The organism is Imperialibacter sp. (assembly GCF_040222385.1).
In the GTDB taxonomy this organism is placed as follows: Bacteria; Bacteroidota; Bacteroidia; order Cytophagales; family Cyclobacteriaceae; genus Imperialibacter.
Genome location: NZ_JAVKDF010000059.1, coordinates 156,154 through 175,577, shown reverse-complemented (window position 1 = coordinate 175,577; position 19,424 = coordinate 156,154). Strand labels below are relative to the sequence as shown.

The 19,424-nt window shown below is 46.9% G+C and carries 22 protein-coding genes; 8 read left to right on the top strand and 14 right to left on the bottom strand.

Features of this window, described 5'->3' with window-relative positions; genetic code table 11:
* Positions 1 to 17: 17 nt before the first annotated feature.
* Positions 18 to 431, top strand: coding sequence for a hypothetical protein (locus tag RIG68_RS28230; protein ID WP_350130316.1), 414 nt, complete (start codon positions 18 to 20; stop codon positions 429 to 431).
* A gap of 113 nt (positions 432 to 544) precedes the next feature.
* Here the strand turns inward: RIG68_RS28230 and RIG68_RS28225 are convergent, their stop codons facing one another.
* The 4 genes from RIG68_RS28225 to RIG68_RS28210 all read right to left on the bottom strand — a co-directional run bounded on the left by RIG68_RS28225 (position 545) and on the right by RIG68_RS28210 (position 3,163).
* Entirely contained in the window at positions 545 to 1,033 is a 489-nt protein-coding gene (locus RIG68_RS28225) for a c-type cytochrome (protein ID WP_350130314.1), read from the bottom strand.
* The gene (locus tag RIG68_RS28220; protein ID WP_350130313.1) at positions 1,030 to 1,683 is read right to left on the bottom strand and encodes an SCO family protein; all 654 of its coding nucleotides are present in this window, start codon (positions 1,681 to 1,683) and stop codon (positions 1,030 to 1,032) included. Before RIG68_RS28220 ends, RIG68_RS28225 begins: the two co-directional genes overlap by 4 nt.
* 2 nt (positions 1,684 to 1,685) lie before the next feature.
* Positions 1,686 to 2,237: a CopD family protein gene (locus tag RIG68_RS28215; RefSeq protein WP_350130311.1), complete on the bottom strand. Its 552-nt coding sequence runs from the start codon at positions 2,235 to 2,237 to the stop codon at positions 1,686 to 1,688.
* Between the two features lie 131 nt (positions 2,238 to 2,368).
* Entirely contained in the window at positions 2,369 to 3,163 is a 795-nt protein-coding gene (locus tag RIG68_RS28210) for an MOSC domain-containing protein (protein ID WP_350077117.1), read from the bottom strand.
* Positions 3,164 to 3,243: 80 nt separating this feature from the next.
* Here RIG68_RS28210 and RIG68_RS28205 point away from each other — a divergent pair, with 80 nt between their 5' ends.
* Positions 3,244 to 3,924: a Crp/Fnr family transcriptional regulator gene (locus RIG68_RS28205; RefSeq protein WP_151999642.1), complete on the top strand. Its 681-nt coding sequence runs from the start codon at positions 3,244 to 3,246 to the stop codon at positions 3,922 to 3,924.
* Positions 3,925 to 3,957: 33 nt separating this feature from the next.
* Here RIG68_RS28205 and RIG68_RS28200 read toward each other — a convergent pair whose 3' ends face one another.
* The 7 genes from RIG68_RS28200 to RIG68_RS28170 all read right to left on the bottom strand — a co-directional run bounded on the left by RIG68_RS28200 (position 3,958) and on the right by RIG68_RS28170 (position 10,208).
* On the bottom strand, positions 3,958 to 4,650 hold the full coding sequence (locus tag RIG68_RS28200; protein ID WP_350130309.1) for a DUF3784 domain-containing protein: 693 nt from the start codon (positions 4,648 to 4,650) through the stop codon (positions 3,958 to 3,960).
* 117 nt (positions 4,651 to 4,767) lie between these two features.
* Entirely contained in the window at positions 4,768 to 5,643 is an 876-nt protein-coding gene (locus RIG68_RS28195) for a hypothetical protein (protein WP_350130307.1), read from the bottom strand.
* Complete coding sequence (locus tag RIG68_RS28190) at positions 5,640 to 6,242, bottom strand: TIGR04282 family arsenosugar biosynthesis glycosyltransferase (RefSeq protein WP_350130305.1); 603 nt, start codon at positions 6,240 to 6,242, stop codon at positions 5,640 to 5,642. The genes RIG68_RS28195 and RIG68_RS28190 overlap by 4 nt, the downstream gene beginning before the upstream one ends.
* Positions 6,235 to 6,741 (bottom strand): rhodanese-like domain-containing protein, encoded by a 507-nt coding sequence (locus RIG68_RS28185; RefSeq protein ID WP_350130303.1) that lies wholly within the window; start codon positions 6,739 to 6,741, stop codon positions 6,235 to 6,237. Before RIG68_RS28185 ends, RIG68_RS28190 begins: the two co-directional genes overlap by 8 nt.
* The gene (locus tag RIG68_RS28180) at positions 6,738 to 8,063 is read right to left on the bottom strand and encodes an MptA/MptB family glycosyltransferase (RefSeq protein WP_350130301.1); all 1,326 of its coding nucleotides are present in this window, start codon (positions 8,061 to 8,063) and stop codon (positions 6,738 to 6,740) included. Before RIG68_RS28180 ends, RIG68_RS28185 begins: the two co-directional genes overlap by 4 nt.
* Entirely contained in the window at positions 8,044 to 9,516 is a 1,473-nt protein-coding gene (locus RIG68_RS28175) for a cellulose synthase family protein (protein WP_350130299.1), read from the bottom strand. Before RIG68_RS28175 ends, RIG68_RS28180 begins: the two co-directional genes overlap by 20 nt.
* Positions 9,513 to 10,208, bottom strand: a complete 696-nt coding sequence (locus RIG68_RS28170) for a glycosyltransferase family 2 protein (RefSeq protein WP_350130297.1) — start codon at positions 10,206 to 10,208, stop codon at positions 9,513 to 9,515. The genes RIG68_RS28175 and RIG68_RS28170 overlap by 4 nt, the downstream gene beginning before the upstream one ends.
* Before the next feature lie 113 nt (positions 10,209 to 10,321).
* Here RIG68_RS28170 and RIG68_RS28165 point away from each other — a divergent pair, with 113 nt between their 5' ends.
* Together RIG68_RS28165 and RIG68_RS28160 are read left to right on the top strand one after the other, a co-directional pair.
* A complete protein-coding gene (locus RIG68_RS28165; protein WP_350130295.1) occupies positions 10,322 to 10,600 on the top strand; it encodes a hypothetical protein in 279 nt (92 codons plus the stop codon).
* Positions 10,601 to 10,645: 45 nt separating this feature from the next.
* Positions 10,646 to 11,800: an ATP-binding protein gene (locus RIG68_RS28160; RefSeq protein WP_350130293.1), complete on the top strand. Its 1,155-nt coding sequence runs from the start codon at positions 10,646 to 10,648 to the stop codon at positions 11,798 to 11,800.
* Positions 11,801 to 12,083: 283 nt separating this feature from the next.
* On the opposite strand, the gene RIG68_RS28155 is transcribed toward RIG68_RS28160, so the two are convergent.
* The 3 genes from RIG68_RS28155 to RIG68_RS28145 all read right to left on the bottom strand — a co-directional run bounded on the left by RIG68_RS28155 (position 12,084) and on the right by RIG68_RS28145 (position 14,922).
* The gene (locus tag RIG68_RS28155) at positions 12,084 to 12,506 is read right to left on the bottom strand and encodes a DUF1801 domain-containing protein (RefSeq protein ID WP_350130291.1); all 423 of its coding nucleotides are present in this window, start codon (positions 12,504 to 12,506) and stop codon (positions 12,084 to 12,086) included.
* 68 nt (positions 12,507 to 12,574) lie between these two features.
* The gene (locus RIG68_RS28150) at positions 12,575 to 13,123 is read right to left on the bottom strand and encodes a dihydrofolate reductase family protein (RefSeq protein ID WP_350130289.1); all 549 of its coding nucleotides are present in this window, start codon (positions 13,121 to 13,123) and stop codon (positions 12,575 to 12,577) included.
* Between the two features lie 236 nt (positions 13,124 to 13,359).
* Positions 13,360 to 14,922: a sulfatase family protein gene (locus RIG68_RS28145; protein WP_350130287.1), complete on the bottom strand. Its 1,563-nt coding sequence runs from the start codon at positions 14,920 to 14,922 to the stop codon at positions 13,360 to 13,362.
* 45 nt (positions 14,923 to 14,967) lie between these two features.
* Here RIG68_RS28145 and RIG68_RS28140 point away from each other — a divergent pair, with 45 nt between their 5' ends.
* The 4 genes from RIG68_RS28140 (at position 14,968) to RIG68_RS28125 (ending at position 19,363) form a co-directional block, all read left to right on the top strand.
* Complete coding sequence (locus RIG68_RS28140; protein ID WP_350130285.1) at positions 14,968 to 16,635, top strand: amidase; 1,668 nt, start codon at positions 14,968 to 14,970, stop codon at positions 16,633 to 16,635.
* A 214-nt stretch (positions 16,636 to 16,849) separates the two neighbouring features.
* On the top strand, positions 16,850 to 17,398 hold the full coding sequence (locus tag RIG68_RS28135) for a YceI family protein (protein WP_350130283.1): 549 nt from the start codon (positions 16,850 to 16,852) through the stop codon (positions 17,396 to 17,398).
* Positions 17,399 to 17,426: 28 nt separating this feature from the next.
* Entirely contained in the window at positions 17,427 to 18,710 is a 1,284-nt protein-coding gene (locus RIG68_RS28130; RefSeq protein WP_350130281.1) for a hypothetical protein, read from the top strand.
* Positions 18,711 to 18,772: 62 nt separating this feature from the next.
* Complete coding sequence (locus RIG68_RS28125; RefSeq protein ID WP_350130279.1) at positions 18,773 to 19,363, top strand: hypothetical protein; 591 nt, start codon at positions 18,773 to 18,775, stop codon at positions 19,361 to 19,363.
* The last annotated feature ends 61 nt before the right edge of the window (positions 19,364 to 19,424 follow it).

Genomic DNA, 19,424 nt, shown 5'->3' with positions numbered 1-19,424 from the left:
AACCAGAAGTTATGAAAATGAAAAAGGTAGTATTTCTTCTTTTCCTCGTGGCAACTGCCACTGCGTGCTCCAATGAACAAAAAGAGCAGAAGGATGCTTTGATGGCTGAAGTAATGGCAGCGCATGATGAGGTAATGCCTAAGATGGGAGAGCTGAGAAAGACGGCGAAAGCACTACAAGCAAAGGCTGACTCGCTGGGTGCTTTAACTGATCAGGACTTTTCGGCCGAAATAAACACTTTGAGACAGACAGCTAAAAGAATTGAAGACGCCAATGAAGTCATGATGGAATGGATGAGGCAGTTTGAAATGCCTGACAATGAAGCGCCAATAGCTGAAGTCTTGGTTTACCTGAAGGATCAAAAGGAAAAAATCGACAAGGTAAAAGACGAAATGCTGAAGTCGCTGGAAGAGGGGAATGCGCTACAGTAGATCGGAGTAGCCAATCTTCGCCGTGAGACTTGCAGTGAGGGCAATCGGCTGTTGTGCCAATCAACAACAAAAAGTTTGAAAAGAAAGGCCGCCGCCATCGGCAGCCTCTTCTGTCATTTTGTGTCGCAATCTTTTAAAAACTCAGCCACGTCATTCACATCAATCAACCCTTTTTTGTTGCCCCACGAATTGGAAATGTAGGTGAGTATTTCTGCTATCTCCAGGTCTTTCAAATTGAGCATGGGCATGACTCCGTCGTATTCAACTCCGTTTACCGTGATTTTACCGCTTTGGCCATTTTTAATGATGCAGGCGGCTTTTTTGGAATCTGCCATCAAAAAGTCGGAGCCAGCCAAGGGTGGGATGAGGGCAGCAAGTCCCTGGCCTTCAGTTTGATGGCAAGCAGAGCAGTTTTGCTTATATAGTTGTGCCCCCTCGCTCATGTACTGGCGTAGTCTGATGCTCGTTCTCTCATCGAGCCCGTCGTAGATATCGTCCGATTTGGCTTCTTGCTTTTTGTCGCCTGAAGAACAGCTTGTCATTGACATGCTGGCAGCCATGAACGAAACCAGTGCCAATGCTAAAATTCTCTTTCTACTCATGATTTTTCTTTGTTGTATTCTTTAAGTAAAATTTTCATGTCTTCCATCAGTTCATTTACCGCTTCCTCTACCGTGCCATCGTAAACACCCCTGATTCGGCGGTCTTTGTCCACTAAAAGAAAGGCGCCGCTATGAATGTAACCACCAGGAGCATCGGGATCCTCACCCGCTACAACCATGTAGCTCGTCTCACCCAGGTCGTAAATAGCATCTTTGTCGCCAGTTACGAAGTGCCAACGGTCACTTTTTACGCCCAGCCGTTCTGCAAAATCGTGCAATACGGCGACGGTGTCATGTTCTGGATCAATGGAGTAGCTTAGTAGACCTACTTCAGGGCTGCCCTCAAATGCTTCGTAGATACGGATCATTTGCGTTTTCATGATGGGGCAAATGGTAGGGCAGCTTGTAAAGAAGAAGTCAGCCACATAGATTTTGCCATCGTACGTTTCGTTGGTGACCCAGGTGCTGTCCTGATCAAGAAACCTGAAGTCGGCAATGGTGTGGTAGATAGTGTCGGCTGTTGTTACGCCATCAATTTCTACCGTCGTCACTTCCCTTCTGCCAAGGATGGGTAGTTTTTTTTCGCCTCCGAAATTGGTGCAGGCACTAAGGCTTGCGACAGCCATCACCGAGAATATTAGTTTTTTCATTTTCAATCCTTTGAATTAGTTTTCTCTCTCCACTTCTTATAACTCCTTATGGCGAACATGAGTGCCCCGGTAAAAGCGATCAGGCCACCCATGCCCCATGCCAGGCTCACAATGTTTTTGAGCACTACAAGGAAAACAGTGGCTACCAGTAGAACGGTGGCCACTTCATTGAAAACCCGCAAGTAGTAGCCAGAGTCTTTATAGACATCCTTCTGGAGGTTCCTGAATTTTACATGACAAACCCACTGATAAACATAGAGGAAGAACACGAAAACCAGTTTGGCAATCATCCATGGCTGGGTGGCCATGGTCCACCCCAGGGAGTTGAGCACAAGCGGGCCGAATATCAGCGTTAAAATGGCGGAAGGCCAGGTAATGCCAAACCACAGCAGCTTCGAAATACGCTTGTATTCTTTGGTGAGGATGCTGCGCTCAGGCTCCGGTTTTTCCTGGGTTTCTGTTTGATAGATAAACAAGCGAACCATATAAAACAGGCCTGCAAACCAGGTGACAATAAAGATGATATGAAGCGCCTTGAGATACAGATAAGACATGCTTGTCCTTTTGCCTCAAAAATAGTGGCTGAAAGGCGAATGTCCTTGCTTTGGTCGGAATAAAAGCGTGTATTTCTTGCTCCGGGGAAATCAAAAGAAAAGGCCGTTTCAGGCACCGATGTGGCAAGTGTTTACAAAAGGGTTACCACGTCCCCCACTTTTACCACTCCTTGTTTTTCGACGACGGCATTCATGCCAAAAAGGATTTTGTGCTCTTGTTTTCTGAATGCTGCCAGCGTTTTTGTGGGCTCCTTACCCATTTTGCCTGTTTCCTGGTTGATGGTGGGGATCTGACACCTGGCGCAAGGCTTCAGACAATGGAAAATGGCATCTCCGGCGGAGAGCTTTCCCCAGGTATCTTCCTCAAAGGGTTTTGCATTTGCCACTACAATATTGGGACGAAACCTGTTCATTGGAATGGGCTCATCGAGCTTGTCGTTCAGGTCCTTCAACGAGGCGTCGGATATGAAAAGATAGGGATAGCCATCGGCAAAGCTCACCATGGAATTGGCTCCGTATTTTTTTTCTACTTCTCTTTTCTTGCTTTCGTGCTGAAAGCAGAACCATACTTTTTCGCCGAGGACGTCGGAAAACCAGTCGTTGAAGTTTTTTCCAACGATCCGAGCTTCCACTTCATCATCCCAAATAGTTACTTTTTCTTTGCTGCCGGAATAGTGTTGACTGTTCAGTGGCACCATAATGGAACTGTCCTCGTAGGTGATGACCAGTGATTCACCGATGATCGCCGTATGAATAAGGGCCAGCATTGGCGTTTCCCTTTGCGAAATGAATTTGCCTGTTGTGTCGGTCAGCATCCAGCGCCGGTCATACCTGAAGCCTTTTTCAAGCGCCTCCGTTTCTTTCACGCTTATCCCTTTCAATCCCTTCACTGGGTAAATATTCAATTCGCTAATCTGCAACGCCATGGGCAATGAACTTTTTAGATGGTAAATATGGTTCCTTTTGCTGAAATTGCTTTTGTTTCAACCTTGATTTCCTGCCAATTATGAGTGAACGCACCAGTTTATGGTATTTTGAGGAGGTAGATCTTTACAACGTGCTCTGTCCTCACAAGGTACCGGACATGAAAGAGAGGCACACGTTCAATCATTTCCGGAAGGATCAATTCATTTATTTTCCCAACGAACCATCAAGTCATATTTACCTTATTGCCGAAGGGCGGGTTAAAATAGGTTCCTATACCGAGGACGGCAAAGAAATCCTGAAGGCCATTCTTGGTGCCGGGGAAATTTTTGGAGAGTTATCTATTGCAGGCGAAGAGCGAAGGACAGACTTTGCGCAGGCCCTGGACCCTAACACGACGGTTTGCCCTATGACCATCGACGATATGCAGGAGTTGATGAAGGAGAACCAGGCCTTAAGTTTGCGAATTTTTAAGCTGATGGGCCTTCGCCTTAAGAGGGTGGAGCGCAAACTGGAATCGCTGGTATTTAAGGATGCCCGCAGCAGGGTGATTGATTTCATCAGAGAAATGGCAGAAGAGCGAGGGCAGAAGGTAGGCTACGAAATGCTGATCAAGACAAAATTTACCCACAAGGACATCGCCAGTCTCACAGGCACCAGCCGCCAAACCGTGACCACCATTCTCAACGAGCTAAAATCTCAAAATGTAATCAATTTTGACAGGCGAAGGATTTTGGTGAGGGATATGGATAAGTTGAAGTAGTTGACGAACTCACAGCCTGTGACGGAGCAGGGTTTATTTTTCCAAAATCACTTTTGCTGTCGAGTCATCGACTCCGTTCACCATGATTTTTTTCCCATCTGTAGTGATGATTTCTATGAAAGGGCCTTTGGTCGACTGAAGAAATAGCAGGCATTCCCCAAGTTGTTCAACCATAAAGTGCCCCTTGTAAACATCGCCCATATGAAAGCCGTTTGTTTTTAAACCAATCTTCCCAATTTCGTTCACCTGTCTGGCGCTTTCGACTTCCGCTTTTGTTCCAAAGAAGCCCGATATGGTAATCGTTCTTCCGTCGACTGTAATTTGAGCGGGTTGGCTGGAGTAGTATAGAAAACCGCCTGTTCCGACAAATAGTATGACAACAAAGGCGATGACTACAGCGAACTTGCCGGGCGACCTCTTGTTGTGATCATATTTTTGAGCCTGAATAAGCATGAAGGGAATTGGAGCCATGACAGCAACAATCAACCAAACGCCTGACATGTTTTGCCAACCCATCCAATCCAAGATCAAACCTCCGACAATTACCAGCAAGCCCATGGCAATCAGGTGGTTTCTCATCATAGACGACAAGCCTTCGATGTCTACTTTTTTTCGTTTTTCCTCCGACATCGTATTGTAGCCGGCAATAGTCATCGGGTTTGCTTTTACCAGAAAGCCAGTGCCAATTAAAAAGCCACCTATGATAAGATTAATGAGCAGATCCATTGATTAAAAATAGGAAAATGGGCGCAGGTTTTCCAATTGCCATTCTGATAAAAAGAAAGGTGGTGTACCCACTCAAGAGCTCGAACGAGTAGGTTCCTGAGGAAAGCAGATCAATATTTACCTCTCCCAGTATTTGCTCCTCTTGTAGTTCTTCAGCCGAAGCTTGCGGCCATCCCAGGCGACCATTTCCACCAGGATGTTCGGGTAAGCCTGGGTGAAGATGTATTGGTTGATTTTTTCTTCGTCCAGCTGTACGGTCACTCGCCAGGTGTCTTGCTGTGGCAATCCGCCTGGTAGTGAATCGATGGCCTCAAGGGGTGCCACGCTGAACTCGGCATCGTACACCCGGGGCATGTCGGCCCGGCTGTTGACCTGTGTGCCATACACGGGCATGCGGAACCACAGCTTGTCTTTGAATTTCAGGGTTCGCAGGGTGTACGGCAGCTGATCTTCCCAAAGCGGCGTGGCATCCAGCATTTTGGTGTCGTCACCCTGCCCGTCCCAGTAGCTGTGGTAGGTGTACTCCAGCTGACTACCTTTTTCCTTCAGCATCTTGAAAGTATTGCCGCACCATTCCTGGCTGGAGTTGGTGAGTTTGTGGATTTGTACCGGATTGTTTCTGTGAAAGAAGATGCTTGTAAGAAAGTGGTAGGGGTAGTTGTCAGTTGGGATATCCGCAAACTGGTTCACCTTCATTACTTCATAAAGGTCGGTTCTTTCGTAGTCATCCGTTTTTACGCCGAACTCAATATTGAAATCCTCCTTTACCAGGATATGGATGTAATCAAAATAGCGGGGTTTGTTGTAGATGGTTCTGGAGGCATTGTAAATGGCCACTTCAGCCTGCCCGTCGTCCCATAGTTCATTTTTGGCCCAACTTGTGTCGAAATATTCGTTGAGCCCCCGTTCATCAGATGACTCAAATACTTGATCGCAGGCCGTTGCTAATAGCAGAACGACAAAAGCAAAAAGGAATGGGCTGTGGGTCTTCATTCTATTATTAGTGTTTTGAGCCTCCCCAGATCATCGATGGTGTCCACATCGCTCAGAGGAGGAAGCTTGTGGAAGTCTTTGTTTTGGCTTTCAATATAGTCAGTTGTCTTTTTGTACACTGAACTAGTGCTCCACTCAATGCCCTTGAAAATACCGCTGTCAAAAGTTTTCATTCCCAGCAAGTAGTAACCTCCATCACGGGCCGGGCCAATGATGAAATCACGAAAAGCAAGACACTCAAAAGCCTTTTCGATATAGAGGGCTTCCAGTTCCAGACAATCGCTGCCAATGATGGCTGTCCTCTCATAGCCAAGCCCGAGCACTTCTTCGAACGCATTGGACATACGCTCGCCAAGGTCATCGCCCTTTTGCTGTTTCAATATGTATCCGGCGTTAGAGAAAATATCGTCTTCGGGAATGAAGCTGGAGTAGAAAACGTATTTGTCTTGCGAGAGGTCGGCAGTGATGTCTTTAGTGTGCTGCAAAAGCTCAAGATAAACGTCAAGGGCTTTTTCATCACCAATGTCTTTTGCGAGGCGGGTTTTCACCTTGCCCAGTTCGGCATTTTTCACAAAAATAATGAGTGCTTCTTTAGTCATATACTTTTATCCCTTCCTTCAGCCACACTGACCAAAGCTTGTTGTAGCAATGCACACTGTCGGTTGCCTGGTTTTTTGAATTGACCACTGTGTGCCCTTCGTTTTTCCATTCAAAAATACCGCCGTACAGGTTTTCTACATCGGAATAGCCCAGGGCTTTCAGCTTTTCTCCAATTTTTTCGCTTCGATAGCCGACGGAGCAATACACCACAATTGGCTGATCTTTGGCAATGTCTTTGACCATTTCGGGCTTGAACGTTTCGTAGTCTACCCATTTGGCACCCGAAAGATGGCTAACATCAAACTCAGCTTTGGCCCTTGTATCAAGTAAAATTGGCTTTTTTGCCTGTTGTATACTTGCCAGCGAATCAGCCGAGATGGTAGGCACCGATTTGCTGTAAAGCGTTGAAAGCAGCACGTCGTAAGCACTTTGCGCTTGCGTAAACTGAGGCAAGGCAATGGCGAAAGCGAGCAAGAGTATTCTTCCGGGTGTTGTCATCTCTTTAATAAGCTTATTGCCCCCTGTTTTGTTCGCTGGGGTAACACCACTTCCCATATAAAAACTCCAATAACCAACAAATATTCTGTGATGATGGCCCACCAGGGAATTTCGTAGCCAGTGGCGGTATAGCCAATATATGTCCAAAGAATGGTGTATGACCACACGAGAGGGAATTTATAGCCGGAATACACGGACAGGGCTACCAGTGGCACCACATACCAGGGATGAACCGTGGTGGCCGCCAGGTAGTAGATGAAAAAAACAATGCTGAGCGTCTGGAACAGGCTCCGGCCTTTTGGCCAGTTTGTCCAACTTACCATCAGAATGAGAACGCCTCCCGAAAGCGCTAGTCGTGGCCCAAGTGTAGCTATAATATTGTAGCCTTTCCACCAAAAGCCTATTTCCCTGAAAAGGTAGTAGAAGGAGGCATTGAACTCGAACTTCCGAAAATACAGATCGAGGCTTTCCCCCTGGCCGGTTAGCCAGGTGAGGTCGGTTAGTGGCAGAAAGAAGAGCAGAGAACCTAGCAGAGTGACCAACACCACCTTCCACCAGTTTTTCTTGTCGCCTGCGAACATCAGTGCGGGGCCAGCGATGACGGGAGTTAGTTTGGTGGCAATAGCGGCTGCTAGTGCAAAAGGGCCTGCAAGCAATTTCTTATCGGCAATTAACACGACAGATAGAATGAGAAACAGGGCCATCATCCCTTCAAAGTGAAGGTTGCCAGACACTTCCATGATGACCAGTGGATTGAGGGCATAGATGGCCAGCAGTGACGAGGGTTTGCCAGTTTTCTTCAGGTAGTCGGCGATAACAAACAGAAAGGCTACTTCTGAGCCTAAGAGCATCAGGCGCATGGGCAAAACAGCGCTAATCAATGATCCGTCGTAGGAAAAAGTGCTCAGCCAAAATACTAGCTGGTGGAAAGGCGGGTACACTGTGAAGTATTCTTTTGAGTTAAGCCCATTGTACAGCTCAGTTGACAATGTGGGAATAGCATTACCCACTTCCATGTAAAATGAGGGCGGGTGGCTGAATGGATGGATGCCCCGATGCCACAGCAGGCCATCCCATATAAACCGGTAGAAGTCATCGGAAAGCGCCGGAACGGAGAACAGGAAAACCAGCCGAAAAAGGATGCCAAGACCAAGAATCCATTTCAATTCAGCTTTTTGTAAAGCGAGGAAGGCGAGAAAAAGTAAAGCGAACGAGCCCTGAAGAATCCAGGCGTCTGTTCTTTGAAGCTTGTAGGCCAGCAAAAAATAGGTAATGCAGGAGAGTCCTCCGGCGATAGCCCATTTAACCCTTTGAGGCAGCAAACCCATAAGGTTTAATTGAGAGTAAGAAGATACCTCCGAAGCCTATGGTGAGCATGAGGTGGAAAAATATCAGCCCAAAGTCATACAAGTAGAAGGCCGACCATAAGCCAAAGGCAAAGTAAACTGCCAGGAGCCCCTCGACTATGATGGCGGGCGTCAGCTTCCAATTGACGTACTTATTGGTTTTCCAGGATATTTTATCCTTTAGCACATTGAATTTGGGTGTGCGCAAAAATGGTGTCTTAATGCCGAGCCAGCCTTCAAGCACCGCAATGGCATTGTGCAGCGACATACCCATAGAGAAGGTGATGAACATGGGGAAATGAACGAGGAAGTATTTCAGTGTCTTTTTGGGAAATGAGGAGCCGCTGGCAACCCAGTAGAAATAGCTAACAAAGAGAAAACCTAATACAAATACACTTGCCGCATTGAATAATGTGCTGTATGTGGGCAAATGATTCATTGTGTAGAGCAGAGGCAGGCTTAGCAAAGAAGCAGTGAAAAGGAAGAAGAAAAGGGAGCTGTTGAGCAAATGCTGGACGGCGTGAAGCTTGTTTTTCAGCGGCAGGGCCGATGTGAGCACAGCACCCAGGTTTTTTCTGGCTGTTTCGGCGGCGCCTTTGTTCCAGCGGTACTGTTGTGATTTTACTGCCGGCATAAGTATGGGCAGTTCGGCAGGAGATTCAACGTTCTCAAGGAAAGTGAAATGCCAGCCTTTCAACTGGGCCCTGTAGCTAAGGTCGAGGTCTTCGGTGAGGGTGTCTGCTGTCCAGCCGCCGCCGTCTACAATGCACTCCTTTCGCCAAATGCCTCCGGTGCCATTGAAGTTGATAAAACTGCCCGATGCACTACGGCCAGTTTGCTCTACCGAAAAGTGGGCGTCGAGCCCGAAGGCCTGTAGTTTCGTCAGCCACGAGTAGTTGCGATTGAGATGACCCCAGCGGGTTTGCACCATGCCCACTTTTGGGGTGGTAAAATGGGGCAATGTTTCCTTCAGGAATTGAGGGTCTGGTAGGAAGTCGGCATCGAAAATGGCAATAAACTCGGCACGGGCCTGTTCAAGCCCATTCTGCAAGGCTCCCGCTTTGAAACCTGTTCTTTCTTGCCGGCGCAGCGTTTTAATGTCGAAGCCTTTCTTTTTGTATTCTTCGACCAAGTTGTCTACAACAACGCAAGTCTCATCGTCGCTGTCGTCGAGCACTTGAATTTCCAGTTTATCTTTTGGGTAATCGAGCAGGCATACTTGTCTGATCAGTCTTTCCACAACGTACAGCTCGTTATAAATAGGCAGCTGTACGGCGACCAGCGGAAAATCTGCCAGTGGTGCAAGGGTGGCTGGTGTTGCCTTCTTGTTTTTTCTGTAGCGAATGGCCAGGTGCAGCTGTCCCAGGCTGAACAGAAAGATCAGCGATAAGGAAGCTCCGTACCCAATTATTACCAGCCAGTCGATCATAAGTACCTGAAGATTGTCCAAAGTATTTTGTAGCCTGCGCCGAAGGTGCCTTTCACCGTGCCCGACACCTTGGAAACACCAATGCGCTGCCGATAGTTTACCGGCACCTCGGTGGTTTGCATTCCCAATTTAGCCGCTTTTAGCTGCATTTCTACAGTCCAGCCATAGGTTTTGTCCTGCATGTTGATGCGCAGCAGGCTTTCATATTTCACAGCCCGGAAAGGCCCAAGGTCAGTAAACTGCACCCCGTAAAACCAGCGGAGCAGAGTAGTAGCCAGCCAATTGCCAAATATTTGCTGGGGTGTCATGGAGCCCTTTTCCTTTTTGCCGAGTGCCCGGGAGCCGACTACGAGGTCAGCGTTACCATCGATAATCGGTTGCACCAGCTCGAACATTTCTTCAGGATAGTCGGAGTGGTCACCATCAAGAAACACCACGATATCCGGCAAATCCCTGACCTGGCTTGCGATGTGCTGCATGCCGCAAAGACAAGCGTTGCCATAGCCTCGTTTTTCTTCTCTCAGGGCAGTTGCTCCTCGTGATTGTGCCTGACCAAAGGTGTTGTCGGTCGAACCATTGTCGACGACGATGATTTCGGACACCAAATCTTTGGGTATTTCATCGATGACCATGCCTACAGCATTCTGCTCATTGAAGGCAGGGATGATGACTTTGATATTGGGTTGGCGCACTTACGGTTGATTTCTGTGCAAAAATAGCGAATGGATTGGATTGGGAGGTCGGGGGTGGGACAAAATCGAGATAACTATGGTAGTTAGTGACTCGATAGTTAGTTTAGAGGTATATGAGCTATTATATCAAGTCTTTCAGGAATTGGTTTGGTGTCTTTGGCATTCTTTTGATGGCGGGGTGCCAGCCCCGTATCACCGAAACCACTCTTGGGTCCGGCTGGGCAAGCACGTCCATCAATGCCGTCAGCTTTCGCACCAATTCCATTGTCAGTGAAGAGAACTGGCAATTTGCGGCCTATTATGATTCTACTGGTCACATAGTGCTGGCAGGGAGGGTTGAAAGAAGGGCAAAGCCTGCTGAGGCACTGAGGGTGGTGGAGTTGAAGCTGTAGTTTTTACAATTTGGGAATCTAATTCCCAAATTGTAATTTCACTACGTGATTATCCGAATAGCAGATAAAGAAATCCGAGTGCTTGCCTCTATGTACAAGTCGCTGGCGATCGTTGGCCCAAGACAATCGGGAAAAACCACACTCGCAAAACACATTTTTGGGTCGAAGCCTTATGTGTCGCTGGAAAACCCCGATGCACGGCAGTTTGCCGAGAGCGACCCTCGAGGATTTCTCGAACAATACCCGAATGGAGCTGTACTGGATGAGATACAACGAGTGCCACAGTTGTTTTCCTATCTGCAGCAGATCATTGATGAAAGTAGCGAGACGGGCCTTTTTATCCTTTGGGGGTCGAACAATTTTTTGCTTCAGGAAAATATTTCACAGAGTCTTGCTGGCAGGATCGCTTACTTGTTTCTTCTTCCTTTTTCTATTGAAGAGCTCGCAAAAGAGGGGCTGTTGCCATCGGATGCATACCAGGCAATGTTTGCCGGAGGATATCCTCCGATTTATGATCTAAAAATACCGCCATCTACCTGGTATCTCAACTATATTCGTACCTATGTGGAAAGAGATGTGAGGCAGATAAAAAATATCACAAATCTTGGTGCTTTTGAAAGGTTCCTGAGGCTTTGCGCCGGCCGGGTAGGTCAACTGCTGAATATGAACAGCCTCGGCATTGAAGCTGGTGTGGATCATAAAACAGTGGCATCGTGGTTGGGGGTATTAGAGAGTAGCTTTATTGTTCATTTGCTTCGGCCTCACCATCAAAATTTCAATAAACGAATTGTGAAAATGCCCAAGCTGTATTTTTATGACACCGGGCTGGCCTGTGCACTACTCGGCATTCAAAATGAAGCACAGTTGGTTACCCATCCGTTGCGGGGGAGTCTTTTTGAAAACTTCATTATCAGCGAAATGGTGAAAACCAGGTTTAATAAAAATGAACCTAACAACTTGTATTTTTGGCGTGATAGTACCGGCAATGAGATTGATGTGATAATAGATAAGGGTGGAAAGCTATACCCGGTCGAAATCAAATCAGGAAAGACAGTCACTGACGATTATTTCAAGGGATTAAATTTTTGGTCTAAAATAACTGGAGCAGCGGAGGGGGTAGTTGTCTACGCAGGAGACGCTCAGCAAAAGCGAAGCAATGGAATGGAGGTAAGGCCGTGGAACCAGGCGGGAGAGTTGTAGGTTTTTTCACTTGGGAAAAGACACTATAAAACGATGCAATACTCCTTTAGCCTTAGCTGTATGCACTTCTTGCCAACCCCGCATCACCTAAACCAATCTAGGCCCCGGATGTGTAACTATTTTGATCAATGTGGCTGATTTTCACACCAATACTATTGTAAGTGACGAGAAATGACAGTTTGCGGCTTAGTAATTCTACTGGTGAGGCGGCGCTGGTAAAGAGGCTCAAAAGAAGAAGGTGCAAAGCCTGCTGAGGAGGTGAGCTTGGCGGAGTGACCTCACGTTAGCTATTGTACTTCTTATTCATATAATCCACCGACTCTTTGACCAGCGTCTTTAGAACGTCAATATCCACATCAGTCAACTTATTGATATAGAGACAAGACTTCCCGGTTTTGTACTTTCCGAGCTTTTGCATCAGCTCTTCGTACCGGCCGAAGCCTGGCATGATATAGAGCGTAAGGCTCGTTTTTCTCGGCGAGAAGCCGGTTATCATCCAATCACCTTCCTGTCCACTGGCATATTTGTAGCGATAGGTGCCAAAACCAACTATAGATGAGCCCCACATCTTTGGTTTTTCGCCAGTCACCTCCTTCATCAGCTTCAGCACTTCAAAGGCATCATTTCGTTTTTTCTCATCTTCCACTTTGTTGAGAAAGCCTTCCACGCTTACATCGTTGACTTTTGTTTTTAGTTCGTAGGCCATAGTGATGTATTTTGACTCAGGAATTAAGAAAAATCTACTTTAAATGCAAGGGGCCACAGTTCAAAACATTACACCTTTTTGTTTTCCTTTTTATCGTACCATAGCTGCACCAGCCCCGAAGGAAATGTGAGACTTCTTTTGAAAGCCAGCGATTGCTCAGGTCGGCCGTCTTTAAACAGCCTGATGCCGCCTCCCAGCAGATGTGGTATTACCGACACAATAAGCCGGTCAATGAGAGAGTGATTGAGCAGCTCAAACACCAGCTCGCCTCCGCCATCGCAATAGATGCCTTTGCCTGGCTCGGCCTGGAGTTTTTTTAAGAGGCCGGGCAAATCGCTGAAGTATTCGACGTTCTCATCTTTACCTGTTCGGCTATTCGAGAGCACCCAAACCTTTTTATCCTTGTGATGAAAGTCTCCTCCAAATGACAACACTTTGTCGTATGTCTTCCTGCCCCAAATGACCGTGTCGATGCCAGCGGTGAATTCCGCATAGCCATAGTCTTCGTTCGGCACCTCCACTTGCGAGAGGAAATCAATATTGTCGTCTTCTTTAGCAATGTAGCCGTCGAGGCTCATGGCGATATAGAGGTTTACTTTGCGGTGAATATTTGCCATTCATCAATTAATCAACAGTAAAAAGAATTCTATGACAATTTTTTACAATGTGTATAGCAGACACATTTCTGCTATTAACTACTTTGCGCACCAAGTTTGGTAATGCCCTTTCGGGGCAGCAACGTTTAACGTTGCACGGTTGATTAGGTTTGGTAGCCCGGTGGTCTTTTAGAGCGCCGGGCTTTTTTCATTTGTTCTGTTCGGCTCCAGGCAAAGCTCCCGGTTTCTTCACCAGCTTATGGTTGATTGATATAATCCTTAAAATATTTTTCAAGTACAAAAGGAGGCTGGTGCACGTCCGGCTTCCTTTCGAAGGTAGTTGGGTCGTATTCCATTGGTGCAATCGTTTTTGCTGTAAGCTGAACGGTATCGTCGGTTTTTCTTTGCCAGCTACTCAGCAGGCCCATCATTTCCCTTACTTTCACCTCGTGTTCTTTTTTGTCAGCCAGGTTGACTAGTTCATCAGGATCATTTTCAAGGTCGAAGAGCTGTGTGTAGTCGATCATCGGATATCGTATCAATTTCCATTTTTTGTCCCGCACTGCCCGATGCGTGCCCCTGTAGGTGGTGAATAGCGAGGTTCGAACACCTCCTTCTTTGCCCATAATTACCTTCGAAAGGTCTTTTCCATCCACTCCCTTAGGTGGCTCTACACCTGTCAGGTTGCAAAGTGTAGGGAAAATGTCGTAGAGGTATACCAGAGCATCGCTGGTTTTATTGGCTGGCAAACCAGGGCCGGCAAACACCAGGGGCGCTTTCATGCTGTGCTCATACAGGCTTTGCTTCCCCACCAGTCCGTGGCTTCCCAGCGCTAGCCCATGGTCAGCAGCGTACACTATAATGGTGTTCTCAGCAAAACCGCTAGCCTCCACAGCGGCAATAATGTCGCCTATTCTGTTGTCGGCATGGGTAATCATGGCATAGTATTCCCTCAGCTGATCCTGGATCATCCCAGAGTCTCTTGGCCAGGGTGCCAGGTGCTCATCTCTTACCTTCATTTCATTTATTTCTCCAAAGTTGAAGGGATGCCAGGGCTTAAAGTTGGCCGGTAACGGAACGGTGTCTCCCGCATACTGCTCCAGGTATTGTGGCAATGGGCTTCTCGGGTCGTGAGGGGCTGTGAAGGCTATGTAAGCAAAGAAAGGCTTTTCGGCTCCTTTTTGTGAGGTAATGAAGTCTATCATCGCATCAGCAAAAAGGTCAGTAGAGAAGCCTTTTTCTAAAGGTTCGGTAAAAGTGGAGTCATTCACTTTGTCACGGACGGCGGTATTGAAGTGATCATCCATTCCGCCGAGAAAGACATTCTTGCCCTGTTGAAACGAAGCAAGAAAACTATCGCCTCCATTGTGCCATTTGCCGGTTCCAAAAGTAGTGTAGCCATTGGCGGCCAATACCTGGGGCATGGTGGTAACGGTATCGAGCTTGTCGTACACATGGTAAAGGCTTTTGCCACTCATAAGCATGGCTCGGCTCGGGGCGCAAACTGCTCCATGAATGGATCCCATGCAGTAGTTGTTGGTGAAGCGCACACCACTTTTCGCAAGGGCATCCAGGTTGGGTGTTTTAATAATTTCGTTGCCCGCTGCCCCCAATGCGTCTGCTCGCTGGTCGTCAGTGAAAATGAAAACAATGTTGGGTTTTTTAGGCTCCTCTTTCTTCAGTGAGCACCCCATCAGAACTTGAAAAAAAAGCACGACGGCCAGAGAACCGACGCTAAAAATGGCGCAATATTCTTTCCTCATGGCTAAAAATAGAAAACCATCCACATTTATAAATGGCTTCTTGCTAATATTTGACATGCCTAATTCTATTTTATTCATTAAACTGTGATATAATCCCTAAGTATGAAAGCAGTATTTGGCAAGGTCGCTCTTTTTACCCTAGTGGCAGTTGTCTTCTTTTGTTTGGGCCAGTATGTGTCGCTCACAAATGAGGAAACGATTAGCTGCGACAATATTATCAAAGCAGGTGAACTGATAGGAGTGCCGCTTACCCGTGCCGAAGCCGACTCCATGCTTGAGGGTGTTGCCTCACAGAGGGAAAGCTATCTTTACATGCGCAGGAGCCCATTGACCAACGACGTGGTGCCAGCCATGCAGTTTAATCCGCTCCCATTGGGTTTTCAATATCAAAGCCATTTTAAAGGGCTGAAATTTGGTGATTACACTGGCACAATGCGGCCTACCGATGATGAAGAGCTGGCGTTTATGAGTATTGGCGAACTGGCTGAACTCATTAGAAGCAGCCAGATTTCTTCTTTGGAGCTTACCCAATTTTACATCAACAGAATAAAAGCACTGGATCCAAAGCTGCATGCGGTAGTAACATTGATGGAAAGCTATGCACTTGAAAAAGCGGCAATTGCTGACAAGGAAATTTCGCAGGGTAATTACAAAGGTCTTTTGCATGGCATTCCTTTTGGTGCGAAGGACTTGCTGGCCAAGAAAGGCTTCAAAACCACATGGGGAGCGATGCCCTACAAAGACCAGGAGTTTGACGTTGATGCGACTGTTGTCGAGCGGCTGGAAACCGCTGGAGCAATTTTGCTGGCCAAGACGACACTGGGCGCCCTCGCCATGGGAGATATTTGGTTTGGGGGGAAAACCCGGAATCCCTGGAATACCGAGAAGGGGAGCAGTGGCTCATCGGCTGGTTCGGCATCGACGGTTTCAGCCGGGCTGCTTCCATTTGCTATTGGTTCGGAAACGCTGGGTTCCATTGTATCGCCGTCTACAGTCTGCGGTGTTACTGGACTAAGACCCACTTATGGCCGGGTAAGCCGCTATGGAGCCATGGCTCTTAGCTGGAGCATGGACAAGCTAGGCCCATTGTGCCGCAATGTGGAAGACTGCGCTATCGTGCTGGCCGCTATAGGCGGGCCCGACGGAAAAGACGCCATGGTGCTGGATTTTCCTTTCTACTTTGAGCCAGCTATCGACCTGAGGGCACTCAGAATTGGTTACGTAAAAGATGACTTTGACAAAGAATACGCTTTTCATGACCAGGACAGCGTGGCGCTGCAGGTCTTGAAAGAACTCGGGGCGGAGTTGATTCCAATTGAATTACCCAATCAGCCGGTAGGGGATATGACCATTATTCTTTCGGCAGAGGCTGCGGCTGCCTTCGAGGAACTGACTTTGAGTGGGCGGGATGACCAGTTGGTAAACCAGCTAAAGTGGGGATGGCCCAACAGCTTCAGGGAGTCCCGGTTGATACCAGCTGTCGAATACATTCAGGCAAACAGACTGAGAACACAGCTTATTCAGGACATGACCAAAGTTTTTGAGAAAGTGGATGTATACATGGCTCCTTCCAGAGAAGGCAAGAACCTGCGGGTCACCAATCTTAGTGGCCACCCATCGGTAGTGTTGCCCAACGGCTTTTCCGATGATGGTACTCCCACCAGTTTGACCTTTACCGGTCGGCTATTTGATGAGGGAACCGTACTTGCCGTGGCGAAAGCCTATCAGGATGCTACAGACTGGCATAGCAAACATCCGGTACTTGATTGACGTAATATCCAAATAATATTTTGTTTTTGGCTTCTATATCGGCGTATTTTATTTGTTTTTAGTAACTCCGCCCAAAATACTTCTATTAAATTTTCCGAGAATATTTGTGAAGGTGACAAAAGTCACCTTTTCTGTTTTGTAGCGTCATACCCTCCGCTTGTTCCCGCCTATACCTTAGCATCATCAAAATGTTTCACCAAAACCAATTAGAAACATGAAAACGTTGCTAACAATTACCGCCCTCGTATTTCTGACTGTAGCCGCCACAGCCGGGCAGCCATTTAAGGCAGAAAAGGGATCAAAAATTACTGTAGCTGGCACCTCAACTATGCATGACTGGACGATGGTTTCAGAAGAAATTCAGGTTGAAGCAACCATAGCTGATGGAGGAGGAACCGTTGAAGGGTTGAAACTAATCGTGCCGGTTACCACACTAAAGAGTCATAAGAGTAGCATGGATGACAATGCCTACAAGGCACTGAAGTCTGACAAGAATCCGCAGATCATTTTCAACCTGAAGACGTCGCAAGCCAAAGGAGCTTCGCTTTTGCAAGGATCAGGTCAATTAACCATTGCCGGAGTAACCAAAGACATCAGCATTGAGGGGAAACTAGAGGCCCTTGCCAATGGCAAATACAAAATCACAGGTTCCTATACGCTCGATATGGAGGCTTACCAAGTGGAACCACCCTCTTTTATGTTTGGCACAGTCAGCACAGGAAAAGAGGTAACAATCTCGTATGAAATTATTCTTTCTAAATAAATCAAAAAACCAATAAATGTCCCGTATCATGAAAACGCTAAATAAATTTTTTGGGATACTGATTGTCTTAGGACTTTCCGCAACCAGCACATTGATGGCTCAGCAGCCTGACCTTCAATTCTTCAGAACAAATGACGCAAAAGGCCTGAATGTATTTGAAACCACCAAAGCCGACACAGTACCTTTTGACGGCTTAAAAGTAAGAGTAGGCGGTGATTTTGCCATCGAATTTCAGGGCATTAACCAAACAAACTCCCTGGACAGTCTTTTGGACTTGGGTACCAACTTAAACCTTCCCACAGCCAACCTGAACCTTGATGTTCAGTTGTCTGACGGTATGAGAATGCACTTGAGAACCTACCTTTCTGCCAGGCACCACAACGAATCCTGGGTAAAGGGTGGTTACATCCAAATTGACAAGCTTGACTTTATCAAGCCAGGCTTTGCAGCCAACCTGATGAAAGTAGTAACTTTTAGAGTAGGTTTGGACGAGATCAACTTTGGTGATGCGCACTTTAGAAGAACTGACAACGCCAGGGCTTTATATAACCCTTTTGTTGGCAACTACATCATGGACTCTTTTACCACCGAGGCCTTCATCGAGGCAAATGCCCAAAGCAACGGCTTCATAGGCGTGTTGGGTATTTCTAATGGTAAGTTGAACCAGAGCGTGGTTCTTACACCTACTACCGACAACAAAATTTCCTTCTATGGTAAAGTGGGCTACGACAAGCAGGTCAACGATGACCTTCGATTCAGACTTACCGGTAGCTGGTACATGAACAGTGGTTTATCTACAGGTTTTTACCTCTACGGTGGTGACAGAGCAGGAGATAGGTATTACAACACATTAATCTCTCTTGCTGAGGCAGCCAGTGGAGTGAATGCAACAAGTGCATATGCCAATGCCCGCTTTAACCCAAGATTCCGACAAATGACTGCTATCCAGATCAATCCATTCATTAAGTATCAGGGACTTGAGTTGTTCGGTATCTATGAAATAGTGTCTAACAGCGAAGACCAGGGAAATGGTCAATATACTCAAACAGCAGTTGAAGCAATCTACAGAATTGGCGCTGCCGAAAAGGTATTTGTCGGAGGCAGATACAACTCCGTAAGTGGAAAAGCAACAGATGCAGCCACTGCTACCCAGAAAATTAACCGGATCAACCTTGGTGGCGGATGGTTTATGACCGACAACGTGGTTGCTAAGCTAGAGTATGTTAATCAGCAGTATACTGAAGGCTGGACTGGCAAATACAACGACGCCGAGTTCAAAGGTATCATGATCGAAGCTGCCATCAGTTTCTAGTTGGTTTTTGGTAAGTTAGTCACGGAATGCCCGCCAAGCGGGCATTCCTTTCTCTTTTTGATATGAAGCTCCTCCTCATAGTAATTGGCTTTTGCTCCCTCTTCTTCAACAATGGAGACGAAAAAAGGATGGTGGCATGGGTGATTGAGCCCTCCAGCACCCTGATTATCAATGGGGCTTCCAATGTCAATCAATTCACTTGTGGAATGTCGTCGTACCAGTATGCCGACACACTGGAGCTCTCCGAACGGACGGCCTCTTACATCAAATTCTCCCCTAACAAACTATCGCTCCCCGTTGTTGATTTTGATTGTGCGCACAAAATGATCACCAGCGACTTCCAGGAAACCCTCCAGTCTGACATATATCCTGAAATCGGCGTGAGCTTTTTGTCATTAAAAACCATTTCATCTACGATGCCGGGCGTTACAAGCTACGACGCTGTGATGCTCATAGAGCTCTCTGGAAGAAAAAGAGAGGTGAGTGTTCATTTCGATTTTTGGGAGAAAAGTTATAGCCTCTACAATTTGGTGGGCTCTAAAACCTTACGTTTTACGGATTTTGAGATGGCACCTCCTTCAAAAATGATGGGTTTGGTAAAAGTGGCCAACGAACTTACCATCGACTTTAATCTGGTTATCCGGCCACTCTAGCCGTAACTCCTTACGACTTGATCCTCAGTAATTTATAGGCGTAACATGCATTGATTTTCAG

Bases quoted from the DNA above. Each gene is read 5' to 3' on its own strand.
- RIG68_RS28210 (WP_350077117.1), bottom strand. From the start codon at position 3,163: ATGGCGTTGCAGATTAGCGAATTGAATATTTACCCAGTGAAGGGATTG.
- RIG68_RS28230 (WP_350130316.1), top strand. From the start codon at position 18: ATGAAAAAGGTAGTATTTCTTCTTTTCCTCGTGGCAACTGCCACTGCG.
- RIG68_RS28150 (WP_350130289.1), bottom strand. From the start codon at position 13,123: ATGGCAAATATTCACCGCAAAGTAAACCTCTATATCGCCATGAGCCTC.
- RIG68_RS28125 (WP_350130279.1), top strand. From the start codon at position 18,773: ATGAAGCTCCTCCTCATAGTAATTGGCTTTTGCTCCCTCTTCTTCAAC.
- RIG68_RS28135 (WP_350130283.1), top strand. From the start codon at position 16,850: ATGAAAACGTTGCTAACAATTACCGCCCTCGTATTTCTGACTGTAGCC.
- RIG68_RS28220 (WP_350130313.1), bottom strand. From the start codon at position 1,683: ATGAAAAAACTAATATTCTCGGTGATGGCTGTCGCAAGCCTTAGTGCC.
- RIG68_RS28155 (WP_350130291.1), bottom strand. From the start codon at position 12,506: ATGGCCTACGAACTAAAAACAAAAGTCAACGATGTAAGCGTGGAAGGC.
- RIG68_RS28185 (WP_350130303.1), bottom strand. From the start codon at position 6,741: ATGACAACACCCGGAAGAATACTCTTGCTCGCTTTCGCCATTGCCTTG.
- RIG68_RS28145 (WP_350130287.1), bottom strand. From the start codon at position 14,922: ATGTCAAATATTAGCAAGAAGCCATTTATAAATGTGGATGGTTTTCTA.
- RIG68_RS28200 (WP_350130309.1), bottom strand. From the start codon at position 4,650: ATGGATCTGCTCATTAATCTTATCATAGGTGGCTTTTTAATTGGCACT.
- RIG68_RS28190 (WP_350130305.1), bottom strand. From the start codon at position 6,242: ATGACTAAAGAAGCACTCATTATTTTTGTGAAAAATGCCGAACTGGGC.
- RIG68_RS28140 (WP_350130285.1), top strand. From the start codon at position 14,968: ATGAAAGCAGTATTTGGCAAGGTCGCTCTTTTTACCCTAGTGGCAGTT.
- RIG68_RS28225 (WP_350130314.1), bottom strand. From the start codon at position 1,033: ATGAGTAGAAAGAGAATTTTAGCATTGGCACTGGTTTCGTTCATGGCT.
- RIG68_RS28175 (WP_350130299.1), bottom strand. From the start codon at position 9,516: ATGATCGACTGGCTGGTAATAATTGGGTACGGAGCTTCCTTATCGCTG.
- RIG68_RS28215 (WP_350130311.1), bottom strand. From the start codon at position 2,237: ATGTCTTATCTGTATCTCAAGGCGCTTCATATCATCTTTATTGTCACC.
- RIG68_RS28130 (WP_350130281.1), top strand. From the start codon at position 17,427: ATGAAAACGCTAAATAAATTTTTTGGGATACTGATTGTCTTAGGACTT.
- RIG68_RS28165 (WP_350130295.1), top strand. From the start codon at position 10,322: ATGAGCTATTATATCAAGTCTTTCAGGAATTGGTTTGGTGTCTTTGGC.
- RIG68_RS28195 (WP_350130307.1), bottom strand. From the start codon at position 5,643: ATGAAGACCCACAGCCCATTCCTTTTTGCTTTTGTCGTTCTGCTATTA.
- RIG68_RS28205 (WP_151999642.1), top strand. From the start codon at position 3,244: ATGAGTGAACGCACCAGTTTATGGTATTTTGAGGAGGTAGATCTTTAC.